General features: G+C 68.9%; 15 protein-coding genes. 13 read left to right on the top strand and 2 right to left on the bottom strand.

What is annotated here, in order from left to right; translation table 11 throughout:
- Positions 1–89 precede the first annotated feature (89 nt).
- The 4 genes from VNS22_RS12460 to VNS22_RS12445 are packed head-to-tail and all read left to right on the top strand — an operon-like array spanning position 90 to position 3,528.
- A complete protein-coding gene (locus tag VNS22_RS12460; RefSeq protein WP_325732859.1) occupies positions 90–1,151 on the top strand; it encodes a calcium-binding protein in 1,062 nt (353 codons plus the stop codon).
- A 52-nt stretch (positions 1,152–1,203) separates the two neighbouring features.
- Positions 1,204–1,401, top strand: a complete 198-nt coding sequence (locus VNS22_RS12455) for a hypothetical protein (protein WP_325732857.1) — start codon at positions 1,204–1,206, stop codon at positions 1,399–1,401.
- Positions 1,402–1,405: 4 nt separating this feature from the next.
- Complete coding sequence (locus VNS22_RS12450; protein WP_325732855.1) at positions 1,406–2,425, top strand: hypothetical protein; 1,020 nt, start codon at positions 1,406–1,408, stop codon at positions 2,423–2,425.
- Complete coding sequence (locus tag VNS22_RS12445) at positions 2,422–3,528, top strand: nucleotidyltransferase family protein (protein WP_325732853.1); 1,107 nt, start codon at positions 2,422–2,424, stop codon at positions 3,526–3,528. The genes VNS22_RS12450 and VNS22_RS12445 overlap by 4 nt, the downstream gene beginning before the upstream one ends.
- Before the next feature lie 12 nt (positions 3,529–3,540).
- Here the strand turns inward: VNS22_RS12445 and mtaB are convergent, their stop codons facing one another.
- Positions 3,541–4,803 carry a tRNA (N(6)-L-threonylcarbamoyladenosine(37)-C(2))-methylthiotransferase MtaB gene (mtaB, locus tag VNS22_RS12440; protein WP_325732851.1) on the bottom strand — a complete coding sequence of 421 codons (1,263 nt, stop codon included), beginning with the start codon at positions 4,801–4,803 and terminating at the stop codon, positions 3,541–3,543.
- A complete protein-coding gene (dapF, locus tag VNS22_RS12435; RefSeq protein WP_325732849.1) occupies positions 4,800–5,633 on the bottom strand; it encodes a diaminopimelate epimerase in 834 nt (277 codons plus the stop codon). The genes mtaB and dapF overlap by 4 nt, the downstream gene beginning before the upstream one ends.
- 186 nt (positions 5,634–5,819) lie before the next feature.
- On the opposite strand from dapF, the gene ffh reads away from it, so the two are divergent.
- The 9 genes from ffh to VNS22_RS12390 all read left to right on the top strand — a co-directional run.
- Positions 5,820–7,190 carry a signal recognition particle protein gene (ffh, locus tag VNS22_RS12430; protein WP_325732847.1) on the top strand — a complete coding sequence of 457 codons (1,371 nt, stop codon included), beginning with the start codon at positions 5,820–5,822 and terminating at the stop codon, positions 7,188–7,190.
- A 54-nt stretch (positions 7,191–7,244) separates the two neighbouring features.
- Positions 7,245–7,583, top strand: coding sequence for a 30S ribosomal protein S16 (rpsP, locus tag VNS22_RS12425; RefSeq protein WP_159715660.1), 339 nt, complete (start codon positions 7,245–7,247; stop codon positions 7,581–7,583).
- A 96-nt stretch (positions 7,584–7,679) separates the two neighbouring features.
- Complete coding sequence (gene rimM / locus VNS22_RS12420) at positions 7,680–8,195, top strand: ribosome maturation factor RimM (protein WP_325732845.1); 516 nt, start codon at positions 7,680–7,682, stop codon at positions 8,193–8,195.
- On the top strand, positions 8,195–8,908 hold the full coding sequence (trmD, locus tag VNS22_RS12415) for a tRNA (guanosine(37)-N1)-methyltransferase TrmD (RefSeq protein WP_325732843.1): 714 nt from the start codon (positions 8,195–8,197) through the stop codon (positions 8,906–8,908). The genes rimM and trmD overlap by 1 nt, the downstream gene beginning before the upstream one ends.
- Positions 8,909–8,911: 3 nt before the next feature.
- A complete protein-coding gene (gene rplS / locus VNS22_RS12410; protein WP_325732841.1) occupies positions 8,912–9,313 on the top strand; it encodes a 50S ribosomal protein L19 in 402 nt (133 codons plus the stop codon).
- A gap of 63 nt (positions 9,314–9,376) precedes the next feature.
- Positions 9,377–10,786 (top strand): 3-isopropylmalate dehydratase large subunit, encoded by a 1,410-nt coding sequence (leuC, locus tag VNS22_RS12405; protein WP_325732839.1) that lies wholly within the window; start codon positions 9,377–9,379, stop codon positions 10,784–10,786.
- A gap of 10 nt (positions 10,787–10,796) precedes the next feature.
- Positions 10,797–11,426 (top strand): 3-isopropylmalate dehydratase small subunit, encoded by a 630-nt coding sequence (leuD, locus tag VNS22_RS12400; RefSeq protein WP_191058511.1) that lies wholly within the window; start codon positions 10,797–10,799, stop codon positions 11,424–11,426.
- A gap of 249 nt (positions 11,427–11,675) precedes the next feature.
- Positions 11,676–12,785, top strand: coding sequence for a 3-isopropylmalate dehydrogenase (leuB, locus tag VNS22_RS12395; protein ID WP_325732836.1), 1,110 nt, complete (start codon positions 11,676–11,678; stop codon positions 12,783–12,785).
- Positions 12,786–12,849: 64 nt separating this feature from the next.
- Positions 12,850–13,859, top strand: a 1,010-nt coding sequence (locus tag VNS22_RS12390) for an aspartate-semialdehyde dehydrogenase (RefSeq protein WP_325732834.1), incomplete at its 3' end; no start/stop codon positions are given.

The following is a 13,859-nucleotide window of genomic DNA, read 5'->3' as shown; positions in this document are numbered from 1 at the left end:
GCAAGCCTCGATCCTGGATGCGGCCGCTTGCCGTCGTCGGCCGGGGCAACCGCGCCCCTGGCATTCCGTAACGTGAAAGCTGGCAAGCGATGAACTTCACCACCAACGGTACGCTCGGCAAGAACAGCACCGTCACCAACGGCTATACCAGCGAAGTGCTCTCCGTGGCCGGCAAGCGCGGCAGCACCGGCATCTTCACTGGCAGCGGCGGTGACACCACCCTGTACGGCGATACCTTCGCCGCCAACCTGAACGACGCCTTCATCTACGACTTCACCATCGGCGGGACCAATGCTCTGCGTTTCGTCGGCATCACCCTGTTCGATCTGGGGGCCGGCAACGACCTGCTCGACCTGACCGTGCGCCCGGTCAATGCCGCCAGCGCCTACACCACCGACGTGACCGCCTATGGCGGCGCCGGCGACGACGTGATCTGGGGCGGTGACGGCAGAGACACTCTCTACGGCGATGTGTCGGAACTGTCGGGGCAAGGCGGCGACGATGTGGTCCGTGGCGGTGGCTCCTCCAACACCCTCTACGGCGACGCATACGACATCGCCACCGGTGGCCAGGGCGGCAACGACCTGCTCTATGGCGGCGAGGGACCGGATTCCCTCATTGGCGACGCCTGGTTTGTTTATGCCGGCAGCGTTTCCGGCGACGACGAGCTCCACGGCGGGGACGGCAACGATTACCTCTATGGCGACGCGTACAGGGCCTACGACGACGCCTCCTTTGGCGACGACGTCCTGAAGGGCGGCGATGGCAACGACGACATTCAGGGTGACGCCTACTTTTTCAGCAGCGACAGTCAGGGCGGCGACGACATCCTGGAGGGTGGCCCCGGCAACGACAAGTTCTGGGGCGATGCCCAGAGCCGCCCTGCCGGCTCGACCGGCGGCGCCGACACCTTCGTGTTCGGCCCGGACAGCGGCGCCGACACGATCTACGACTTCGGCTTCGGCGCCGACGTGATCGACGTCAGCCAGTGGGGCTTCATCGAGCTGGGCGACCTGACCATCCAGGGCAACGGGAGTTCCGCCGTGACGGTCGGCTTCGACGCCGACAACTACGTCACCGTGGTCCACCATGACGGCCAGAGCCTCACCCTGACCGCCAGCGACTTCATCTTCGCCGACCCGCCGTCCTGACCGGCCGGACCGCGTGCTTTCCCTTGAACGTCATTCTTTCAGGATTCCCATCATGACCGACGAGAACCGCACCCCGCCCGCCGCGCCGGAGCAGGACGCCGCCACCCCGCCCCAGGCCCAGCCCCCGGCTGAGGCCGGCCGCCGCCAGGCGATGGAGCGGATGCTGGGCCTGCTCGCCGCCGCCCCGGCCGCCGCCCTCCTGTTCGACCCGCGCCGCGCCGAGGCCTACGGCGACGCCAGCTTCGAATAGGCCCGTGCCCCTTCCGGCTTCCGGCGCATTCCTGCGCAGTTTCGCCTTCGACGATGGCATCGTCGTCCAGGACGGGACATCGGGGCAGATCTGGCTGCTGGAAGGTGAGCCGGCCAGGGCCTGGCCCCGGGATGGCGAGCCGGCCGCCCCGGGGCAGGCATCCCCTGCCCCGGTGCCGGCCCCGGCACCCGCCGGCCCGCCGGCCCTGGAGCTGACGGTGGCGCAAGGGTCGATGGCGGCCAGGGTGCGCTGCTGGGAGCCGGTGCTGGCCCGGACCTTCGCCGGCGCCCTGGCGCCGCTGGTGAGCGACGGCGGGGCCGCGGCCTGCACCATCGACCTCTACCCGTCGGCCGATGGGCCGGTGGTCGCCGTGGACGGCATGCTGGCGCATCGGCCGGGCTCGCTCGGCCTCGGCCGCTGGCTGGCCCTGCGCCGCCTGGCGGTCGAGCTGGCGCCCGGGCGGCACTGGCTGGCGCTCCTGCACGCGGCGACCGTGGCGATGCCGTTCGGCGCGGTGATCCTGGCGGCCACCTCCGGCTCCGGCAAGACCACCCTGGCCGGCGCCCTGCTGGCGGCCGGCGGCGCGCTCCTGTCCGACGACATCACCCCGATCGAGGCGGGCAGCCGGCAGGCCTGGCCGTTCCCGCTCGCCATGAGCGTCAAGGAAGGCAGCTGGCCGCTGTTCGCGCGCATGCATGCGGACTTCGCCCTGACCGTGCCGGTCTCGATCGGCACGACCCGGGTCCGCTACTTCGCCCCGGCCCGCCGGTCCGCCCCCCGGGGCCAGCCGGTCGCCATGGTGATCGTCCCGCGCTACCGGGCGGGTGCCCGGCTCGACCGGCAGCGGCTGCGCCCGATCGAGCTCCTGCGCAGCCTGGTCGAGTCCGGCACCTGGCCGCCGGCTGCAGGCCGCGACCTCACCGACCTGCTGGCCTGGCTGGAGCGGGTGCCGGCCTTCCGCCTGACCTATGGCGACCTGGATGAGGCGGTCGCGGCGATCGGCGCCATCGGTCGCCAGGCATGAAGCCGCAGCCATTCCACCACCTCTGCGCCATCCTGCGCGCCGGCCTCGGCAGTGGGGATCCCGCGCGGCTGGCGCAGGAACTCGGCCGGATCGGCGACTGGCCGGGCCTGATCCAGGCGGCTGACCGCCATCACGTCCTGCCGGTCCTGGGCCCGGCCCTGCAGCGCGCCGGCCTGATCGAGCGCCTCCCCGCCGAGGTGGCCGACCTGTTCGCCTTCATCCACGGCGCCAACATCGAGCGCAACACACGCCTGAGGCACAGTCTGATCGAGGTGGTGGCCCTCCTGAACCAGCACGGGATCGAGCCCACCCTTCTCAAGGGCGCGATCCGCCTGACCGACGATCTCTATCCCGACCCCGGCTGGCGGATCATGGCCGATCTGGACCTGCTCGTGGCGGACCAGGCCGGGCGGGCCTTCGAGCTCCTGGTGGCACGGGGCTACCGGCCGCCGGACCAGGCCGGAACGCCGGAGCACCACCTGCCCACCCTCATCCACCCGCACAGCGGCGTGCAGATCGAGCTGCACCGGCAGGTGCTCCATGCGCGCGTACCGCCGATCCTGCAGCCGGCCGAGCTGTGCCGGCAGGCACGGCCGGTCCGGCTGGACGGTGCCGTCGCCCTGCTCCCCGACCCGACCAGCCAGCTCCTGCACCTGATCGTCCATCACCAGCTGAGCAATCGCGGCCTGACCCATGGCCGGGTCAGCCTGCGCACGCTGCTGGAGGCGGGCCTGCTGGTGGCGCAGCTGCGGCCGGACGAGGTGGAGGCGGCGCTCGCCCGCCTGGGCGGGTTCGGCCACCGCCGGGCCGGCTCCGTTCTCCTGGCAGGCCTGCAGGCCTTTCTCGGGATCGAGCCGGCAGGCTTCGCCCCCGACCGGCTCGACCGGCTCCACTGCCGGATCGCGAGCCTGCGCCAGCGCCATCCCCGCCTGCTGGCGCTCCAGCGCGAGGCCGCCTTTCTCGCCATGCTGCTGGGCCGCCTGCGCCATGCAGAGGCACGGCAGCGCCTGATGCGGGGCCTGCGCGACCCGGCCTACCGGCAGCGGCGCAGGGACGAGCTCGGCCGGCTCGGCGCCGCCTTCGATCCGAGGATGCGCTTTTGACGGTGAGCCGGCCTACGCCGCCCGCTCGCCCAGCAGCACCTGCCCGTCCACGCCGGTGATGCGCACGTCGATCAGGGCACCCGCCGCCAGGTCGTCATTGGCCGCGAGCTTCACCGGCGCGAAGTGCCTTGTGTGCCCGGCCCCGCCCCGCTCGACGAGCAATTCGCGCACCCGCCCCTGCTCGGCGGCATAGAAGCGCGCCACGGCCTCCGCACCCTCGGCCCGCAGGATCGCCGCCCGCTCCTTGCGCAGGGCGGGCTCGACCTGCGGCATCCGTGCGGCCGGCGTGTTCTGCCGCGGGCTGTAGGGGAAGACGTGCAGCCAGGTGAGCCCGGCCTCCGCCACGATCCGCCGGGTGTTCTCGAACATCGCGTCGGTCTCGGTCGGGAAGCCCGCGATGATGTCCGCGCCGAACACCAGGTCCGGGCGCAGGGCGCGCAGCCGGCTGGTGAGCGCCAGCACGTCGTCGCGCGAATGACGCCGCTTCATCCGCTTCAGCACCATCGTGTCGCCGGCCTGGAGCGACAGGTGCAGGTGCGGCATCAGTCGCGGCTCGCCCTCGATCAGCTCCAGCAGGTCCCCGTCGATCTCCGCCGGATCGATCGAGGACAGGCGCAGGCGCGGCAGCTCCGGCACCTGGCGCAGCACCGCCTTGAGCAGCCCGCCCAGGGTCGGCGCATCCTCCAAGTCCTTGCCGTAGGAAGTGATGTCGACCCCGGTCACCACCAGCTCGCGATAGCCCTGCTCCACCAGGAGCCGGGTCTGCGCCACCACGTCCGCCACCGGCACCGAGCGGGACGGCCCCCGGCCGTAGGGGATGATGCAGAAGGTGCAGCGATGGTCGCAGCCGTTCTGCACCTGAAGGAAGGCGCGGCTCCGCCCGTCGAAGCCCGGCACCAGATGCCCGGCCATGGCCTTGACCGCCATGATGTCGCCGACCCGCACCCGCTCCGGTCCATCCCCGGCAAGGCTCGTCCAGGTGAGCGGCTTCAGCTTGTCCTCGTTGCCGACCACATGGTCGACCTCCGCCATGCCGGTCCACTTCGCCGGATCCACCTGCACCGCGCAGCCGGTCACCACGATCCGCTTGCCCGGCTGCTCGCGTCGGGCCTTGCGCACCGCCTGGCGGACCTGGCGCTCGGCCTCGGCGGTGACCGTGCAGGAATGGACGATCACCAGGTCGGACAGGCCGGCATCCTCGGCATGGCGCCGCATCACCTCGGATTCGAAGCTGTTCAGCCGGCAGCCGAAGGTCAGGACGTCGATGGCGCTCATGAGTCGCCCGGTGCCAGCTCGGTGCTGATCTCGCCGGTGAACACGATGGCGGCGGGCCCGGTCATCCGCACGCCGTTCACCCCGTCCCAGGCCAGCACGAGCTCGCCGCCGTCCAGCTGGAACGTCGCCTTGCCGTCGACCAGATCCTTCTTCACCAGCGCCACCATCGCGGCGCACGCGCCGCTGCCGCAGGCCAGCGTCAGCCCGACCCCGCGCTCGAACACGCGCAGCCGCGCGTTCTGGCGGTCCAGCACCTGGACGAAGCCGATATTGGCGCGCTCGGGGAACATCGGGTCGCGCTCCAGCATCGAGCCCATCCCGGCCACGTCCAGGCTCTCCAGATGGTCGACCACGAACACCGCGTGCGGATTGCCCATGCTCACCGCGAACGGCCGGGGCAGCCCCGCCACGTCCACCGGCACCGCCTCGGTGTCGCAGTCATGGGTGAGCGGGATCTCGTCCCAGGCCAGGCGCGGCCGGCCCATGTCGACCGTCCAGAGCTGGCCGTCGCGCACCGCCTCCAGGATGCCGCGCGCGGTGCGCAACCAGATCCGGTCCCGGCCGGTCTCGCCATGGATCAGCTTGGCCACGCAGCGCGAGGCATTGCCGCACGCCCCGGACTCGCTGCCATCCGCGTTGAAGAAGCGGACATGCACGTCCAGCTCCGGATCGGCATCGATCACGACGAGCTGGTCGAAGCCGATGCCGCGATGGCGGTCGGCGAGCCGGGCAATCCAGGCAGGGTCGAGCGGGACGGGCTTGCGACGCTCGTCCAGGAGGACGAAATCATTGCCCAGCCCATGCATCTTGGTGAACGGCACGGTGGTCATGGTGCGGCCTGATTGCAGATCATCCGCCGCCGCGCAACGGTGGAACCGCGATTCCTTGACATCCCGGTGCGGTGATGCTCAAGAGAGCCGCGCTTCGCGGGCCTGTCTCGCGGGGGCGTCCTTCTATACGCTGTCATGTCCGGAAATGCCATCCGTGGTCCGGGCCATGCGGAAACGACCGGGAAGATGTTCGAGAACCTGACCACCCGCCTCGGTGGCGTGTTCGACCGGCTACGCCGGCGCGGCGCGCTCTCCGAAGCCGATGTCGCCGAGGCGCTGCGCGAGATCCGCGTGGCGCTGCTGGAGGCTGACGTCGCCCTGCCGGTGGTCAAGGAGTTCGTCGCCGGCATCAAGGAGCGGGCGATCGGCCAGGAGGTGATCCGCTCGATCACGCCCGGCCAGCAGATCGTCAAGATCGTCAACGACCGGCTGATCGAGCTGCTGGGCGGCACGGAGCATGTCGGGCTGGAGCTGGGCTCGCCGCCGTCGGTCATCCTGATGTGCGGCCTGCAGGGCTCGGGCAAGACCACGACCTCGGGCAAGCTGGCGCTCCGGCTGAAGAACCGCGAGCGCAAGAAGGTCCTCCTCGCCTCGCTCGACGTGCAGCGCCCGGCAGCCCAGAAGCAGCTCCAGGTGCTGGCCGAGCAGACCGGCACCGGCCACCTGCCGATCGTGCCGGGCCAGAAGCCGGTCGAGATCACCCAGCGGGCACTCGATACCGCCCACCGGGAAGGCTACGACGTCGTCATCCTGGACACGGCCGGCCGCCTGCAGATCGACGACCAGCTCATGGACGAGCTGGCCGAGGTCAAGCTCCTGGCCGAGCCGCAGGAAACCCTGCTGGTGGCCGACGGGCTGACCGGCCAGACCGCGGTTGACGTGGCCCGGGCCTTCAACGACGAGATCGGCGTCGACGGCATCGTGCTCACCCGCATGGACGGCGATGCCCGCGGCGGTGCGGCGCTGTCGATGCGCCAGATCACCGGCAAGCCGATCAAGTTCGTGGGTGTCGGCGAGAAGCTGGACCAGCTCGAAGCGTTCGTCGCCGAGCGGGTCGCCGGCCGCATCCTCGACATGGGCGACGTGGTCAGCCTGGTCGAGAAGGCGGTCGAGAACATCGACCGCGAGGAAGCCGAGAAGCTGGCGAAGAAGGTCCAGAAGGGCCGCTTCGATTTGGCCGACTACCGTTCACAGCTCGTGCAGATGAAGAAGATGGGCGGCATGCAGGGCATGCTGTCGGCCCTGCCGGGCGTGCAGAAGATCAAGAAGCAGCTGGACGAGAAGAAGGTCGACGAGCGGGTGTTCATCCGTCAGACGGCGATCATCGACAGCATGACGCCGCTGGAACGGCGCGATCCCGACAAGCTCAACGCCTCGCGCAAGCGGCGCATCGCCAAGGGCTCCGGGACCACCGTCCAGGACGTCAACCAGCTCTTGAAGCAGCATCGCCAGATGCAGGACATGATGAAGCAGATGAAGAAGATGGGCGGCCTGCAGAACCTGATCGGCAAGCTGCCCAAGGGCATGATCCCGCCGGGAATGCTGCCCCGGATGTAGGTCTTCCTCGCTGTTTCCTTCCGCTCAATCGTCGAACCTTTGGAAAGTCGTATCATGTCGGTGAAGATCCGCCTCGCCCGCGCCGGTGCGAAGAAGCGCCCCTACTACAAGATCGTGGCCGCCAGCAGCCGCTCGCCGCGCGACGGTCGCTTCCTGGAGCGTCTGGGCTCCTATGACCCGATCCGCTCGACCGAGGATCCGAACCGCCTGGTCCTGAACGAGGAGCGGATCAAGCACTGGCTGTCCGTCGGCGCCCTGCCGACCGACCGCGTCGCCCGCTTCCTGGACAAGGCCGGCATCCTGCCGGGTGCCACCGTGCATCGCGGCACCGGCAAGCGCGCCGCCGAGATCGCCGAGAAGAAGGCCAAGGCCGAGGCCGAAGCCGCCGCCTGAGCCGGTCCGGTTCGATGAGGATGGGCCGGCCCGGCTGGGCCGGCCTGCTTGCCGTTCAGGGTCGGGCGCCGGCCTAGGCCCTGCTGGGGATGATCGATGGCCGAGGATGCCGCCGAGCGCATGGTCTGTGTCGCCGCCGTGGCGACGGCCCATGGCGTGCGCGGTCATCTGAAGCTCAAGACCTTCACCGAGCAGCCCGAGAACGCCGCTGCCTACGGCCCGCTCCACGACGCCAAGGGCAACCGGCTCTTCCGCGTCGAGATCGTCACCGTCCTGGACAACGGCCTGATCGTGAAGGCCGAGGGCATCACCGACCGCAACGCCGCCGAGCGGTTGCGCGGCACGGCGCTCTACGTCCCCCGCAGCGTGCTGCCGCCGCCCGAGGAGGACGAGTTCTACCACGAGGACCTGATCGGCCTCTCGGCCGAGACTCCGGATGGTCAGAAGCTCGGCGAGATCGTGAGCGTGCAGGACTTCGGCGCCGGCGACATCCTGGAGGTGCGGGCGGCGGACGGCAGCCTGCGCGACTTCCCCTTCACCAAGGCGGTGGTCCCGCTGGTCGACCTCGCCGGACGCCGGGTCGTGATCGACCCGCCGGTGGAGGTCGAGTGATGGGCTTTGCCGCCTCGGTCGTCACCATCTTCCCCGAGATGTTCCCGGGCCCCCTCGGCCAGTCCCTGACCGGCAAGGCGCTGGAGCGGGGCGACTGGTCGCTCGATACGGTCAACCCGCGCAGCTTCACCCATGACCGCCACCAGTCGGTCGACGACACGCCGTTCGGCGGCGGGGCCGGCATGGTGATGCGTCCGGACGTGATCGCGGCCGCCATCGATGCCGCCGCACCGCCGGGTGATGAGCGCCCCAGGATCTACCTCACCCCGCGCGGCCGCCGCTTCGTGCAGGCCGATGCACGGCGGCTGGCCGAGGGTCCGGGCGTCGTCCTGCTGTGCGGCCGCTACGAGGGTGTGGACCAGCGCGTCGTCGAGGCCCGCGGCCTGGACGAGGTCTCGATCGGCGACTTCGTCCTCTCGGGCGGCGAGCTCGCCGCCTTTCTCGTCCTCGATGCAGTGGTCCGCCTCCTGCCCGGCGTGCTGGGCTCCGCCTCATCGTTGGCTGAGGAAAGCTTTGAGGACGGACTCCTCGAATATCCCCATTATACGAGACCGGCGACCTGGGAAGGCCGACCGGTACCTGAGATTCTCTTGTCCGGGCACCACGCCCGGATCAGGGATTGGCGGAAGGACCAGGCGAAAGCCGTCACCGCCTCGCGTCGCCCCGACCTGATCGGGGCCAAGAACGTCGAACTCCACCTCGAAGGAAACTGATCCATGGATCTTATCGCACAGCTCGACAAAGAGCAGCGGGACGAAGCCATCGAAGGCCGCGGCGGCCAGCCGATCCCCGAGTTCGGCGCCGGCGACACGCTGCGCGTCAACGTCAAGGTCATCGAGGGCACCCGCGAGCGCGTGCAGGCCTTCGAGGGCGTGTGCATCGCCAGGCGCAATCGCGGCGTGAACAGCGCGTTCACCGTGCGCAAGATCTCCTACGGCGAGGGCGTGGAGCGCGTCTTCCCGCTCTACAGCCCGCGGATCGCGTCGATCGAGGTGGTGCGGCGCGGTAAGGTCCGCCGCGCGAAGCTCTATTATCTGCGTGGTCGTACCGGCAAGGCGGCCCGGATCACCGAGCGCCGCATGGACACCCCCAAGAAGGCTTCGGCCGACAAGGCCTGAGGCCGGGAACGGCCTCGAGCAGGCCAGGGCCGATAGGCTTCAAGTAAGTTCGGGAACGGAAAGATGAGCGGGCCGAAAACCCTCTTCGAGAAGATCTGGGAAAGCCATCTGGTCGACGTGGCGGAGGATGGCACCAGCCTCCTCTACATCGACCGGCACCTCGTCCACGAGGTGACCAGCCCCCAGGCCTTCGAGGGTCTTCGCGCCTCGGGCCGCAAGGTGCTGCGCCCGGAAGCGACCCTGGCCGTTCCCGACCACAACGTGCCCACGACCGACCGCTCCCGGCCGATCGAGGACGAGACCTCGCGCATCCAGGTCCAGACCCTGGAGGAGAACTGCCGCGAGTTCGGCGTCCAGCTGTTCGGCATGCGCGACCGGCGCCAGGGCATCGTCCATGTGATCGGGCCGGAACAGGGCTTCACCCTGCCCGGCACGACCATCGTCTGCGGTGACAGCCACACCTCCACGCACGGCGCGTTCGGCGCCTTGGCGTTCGGCATCGGCACGTCCGAGGTCGAGCATGTGCTGGCGACCCAGACCCTGATCCAGAAGCGTCCGAAGACCATGCGGATCTCGGTGGAGGGCACCCTGCCCTTCGGCGTGACCGCCAAGGACGTGATCCTGGCCATCATCGGCAAGATCGGCACGGCCGGCGGCACCGGCTACGTGGTCGAGTATGCCGGCTCGGTGATCCGCGGCCTGTCGATGGAAGGCCGGATGACCGTGTGCAACATGTCGATCGAGGGCGGCGCCCGCGCCGGCCTGATCGCGCCCGACGAGAAGACCTGGACCTACCTGAAGGGCCGCCCGATGGCGCCCAAGGGGGAGGACTGGGAGAAGGCGGTCGCCTGGTGGCGCACGCTCGCTTCCGACGAGGGTGCCACCTACGACGCCGAGGTCCTGCTCAAGGCCGAGGACATCGAGCCGCAGGTCACCTGGGGCACCTCGCCCCAGGACGTGGTACCGATCTCCGGCCGGGTGCCGGACCCGAAGAACGCCAAGGACGAGGCCCAGCGCCGCGCCATGGAGCGCGCCCTGGACTATATGGGCCTCACCCCCGGCATGCCGGTGGAAGAGATCGTCCTGGACAAGATCTTCCTGGGCTCCTGCACCAACGGCCGCATCGAGGATCTACGCGCCGCCGCCAAGGTCATCGCCGGCAAGAAGATCGCCCCCAACGTCCAGGCCATGGTCGTCCCGGGCTCCGGCCTGGTCCGCTACCAGGCCGAGCAGGAAGGCCTGGACAAGATCTTCAAGGACGCGGGCTTCGAGTGGCGTGAGGCCGGCTGCTCGATGTGCCTCGGCATGAACCCCGACCAGCTCTCGCCCAAGGAACGGTGTGCTTCCACCAGCAACCGCAACTTCGAGGGCCGCCAGGGCCGCCAGGGCCGCACCCACCTGCTCTCGCCCGAGATGGCCGCCGCTGCCGCCGTCACCGGCAAGCTGACCGACGTGCGCAAGCTGGTCGCCTGAGGAGAACGCCATGGTCCCCTTCACCAAGCTGACCGGCATCGCCGCGCCTTTGCCGATGATCAATGTCGACACCGACATGATCATCCCCAAGCAGTTCCTGAAGACCATCAAGCGGACGGGTCTCGGCAAGAACCTGTTCGACGAGATGCGCTACACCCAGGACGGCCAGGAAGTGCCGGACTTCGTGCTGAACCAGCCGAAGTACCGCCAGGCGCAGATCCTGATCGCCGGCGAGAATTTCGGCTGCGGCTCGTCGCGCGAGCACGCCCCCTGGGCACTGGCCGATTTCGGCATCCGCTGCGTGATCGCGCCCAGCTTCGCCGACATCTTCCACAACAACTGCTTCAAGAACGGCATCCTGCCGATCCGCCTCCCCCAGGAGACGATCGACGCGCTGATGGCCGAGGCGCAGAACGCGCAGGACCCGACCTTCACCGTCGACCTGGAGCAGAACCTGATCCTGCGGCCCACCGGCAACGAGCCGATCTCGTTCAAGATCGACCCGTTCAACCGCGAATGCCTGCTGGAAGGCCTCGACGACATCGGCCTGACCATGCAGAAGGCCGACAAGATCCAGGCGTTCGTGGCGAAGCAGCAGGCCCAGGCTCCCTGGCTCTATTCCGCGGGTGCCGGCGCCTGAACCTTCCTTCCCGTCCCCCGGCTTGACCGGGGGATCGACCGCATGAGATCTTCTGCCGTTGATCCCTCCTGCTTCCAGCCGGGGTGACGGAAACGAGCGAATTTGCACAAACGAACCCGAGGGAGGCAAAGGTCCGTATGACATCAATGAGTTAGGTCACCAGCAACCTGTGCTTCGTGACATGCTTCGTTGAACGGACCCAAGCACCCTCTCGCGCACGCCCTACGAAACGAACCCGAGAAAGCGACGATGACCACCGGCTCGATCCTCTTCCTCCCTGGCGACGGCATCGGGCCGGAGGTGATGGCGGTCGTCCGGCGGGTGATCGACTTCCTGGGCAGCAAGGGCCTGAGCTTCGAGCTCCAGGAGGACCTGGTCGGCGGCGCGTCCCTGGACGTGCATGGCGAGCCGATCACCGAGGCGGTGCTGGCCAAGGCCCAGGCGGTCGATGCGGTGATGTTCGGCGCGGTGGGCGTGCACAAGTACGACACCAACCCGTTCCACCTGAAGCCCGAGCAGGCGATCCTGAAGCTGCGCAAGCAGCTGGAGCTGTTCGCCAACCTGCGCCCGGCGATCGTGTTCGACGCCCTGGTGGAAGCTTCCACGCTCAAGCCCGAGCTGGTGCGCGGCCTGGACATCCTGATCCTGCGCGAGCTGACCGGCGGTGTCTATTTCGGTGAGCCGCGCGGCATCGAGGACCTCGGCAACGGCCAGAAGCGCGGCGTGGATACCCAAGTCTATACCACGGCCGAGATCGAGCGGATCGCCAGGATCGGCTTCGAGCTGGCCCGCAAGCGCTCCAACAGCGTGACCTCGGTCGAGAAGGCCAACGTCATGCATACCGGCGTGCTGTGGCGCCAGGTGGTCACCGAGCTGCACGCCCGCGAGTACGCCGACGTCCAACTTTCCCACATGTACGCCGACAACTGCGCCATGCAACTGATCCGCCGGCCCAAGCAGTTCGACGTGATCGTCACCGACAACCTGTTCGGCGACATCCTGTCGGATGCGGCGGCCATGGCGACCGGCTCGCTCGGCATGCTGCCCTCGGCAGCGCTGGGTGCCCCCGACGCCACGTCCGGCAAGCGCAAGGCCATGTACGAGCCGATCCACGGCTCCGCCCCCGACATCGCCGGCAAGGACATGGCCAACCCGATCGCGGCGCTGATGAGCTTCGCCATGCTGCTGAAGTACAGCTTCGACCGCGACACCGAGGCCGGCCTGATCGAGGCCGCCATCGCCGACGTGCTGAACGAGGGCTACCGGACCGCGGACATCGCGCAGGACGGCATGACCACCATTGGCACCGCCGAGATGGGCACCAAGATCCTGACCGCGCTCACCAAGCGCTCGGCCTGATTCCAGATTTCATGGGCGTCCCGGGGCCCTGGCGGGCGCCCGGGTCCTCTGAAAGGAAACGCTCATGGGCTTTCGAGTAGCAGTCGCCGGCGCCACGGGTGCGGTCGGCCACGAGATCCTGAACATCCTGGCCGAGCGGGAATTCCCCGCCGACGAGGTGGTGGCCCTTGCGTCGAGCAAGTCGGTCGGCAAGCAGGTCAGCTTCGGCGAGGACGACGAGCTGACCGTCAAGAGCCTGGAGGACTTCGACTTCTCCGGCTTCGACATCGCCCTGTTCTCGCCGGGCGGTGCGGTCTCCGCCGTCCACGCCCCCCGCGCCGCCCAGGCCGGCTGCATGGTCATCGACAACACCAGCCATTTTCGCATGGAGCCGGACGTCCCGCTGGTGGTGCCGGAGGTCAACCGCGAGGCGCTGCAATACGCCCGCACCCGCAACATCATCGCCAACCCGAACTGCTCCACCATCCAGATGGTGATGGCGCTCAAGCCCCTGCACGACCTCTCGCAGATCAAGCGGGTGGTGGTCTCCACCTACCAGTCGGTCTCCGGTGCCGGCCAGAAGGGCATGGACGAGCTCTTCGAGCACACCAAGGCCGTCTACATGAACGACCTCGGCAAGAAGCCGACGGTGTTCCAGAAGCCGATCGCCTTCAACGTCATCCCCCAGATCGACAAGTTCATGGATGACGGTTCCACCAAGGAAGAGTGGAAGATGAAGGTCGAGACCAAGAAGATCCTCGACCCGGCGATCGAGGTGGTCGCGACCTGCGTCCGCGTCCCCGTCTTCATCGGCCATTCGGAAGCCATCAACGTCGAGTTCGAGAGCCCGATCGACCTGGAGGAGGCCCGCGAGGCCCTGATGAACTTCGAGGGCATCAACGTCCTGGATGACCCGGACGACTTCGAATACGCGACGCCCAAGGACGTGGTCGGCGAGTTCGCGACCTTCGTCTCGCGCCTGCGCATCGACGACACCGTGCCCTACGGCCTGAACATGTGGGTCGTCGCGGACAATCTGCGCAAGGGCGCCGCCCTCAACGCCGTCCAGATCGCCGAGGCGCTGGTCGAGGACGG

The sequence above is a fragment of the Geminicoccus sp. genome, assembly GCF_035556675.1.
Lineage (GTDB): Bacteria > Pseudomonadota > Alphaproteobacteria > Geminicoccales > Geminicoccaceae > Geminicoccus.
This window is presented reverse-complemented; position numbering and strand designations above follow the sequence as displayed.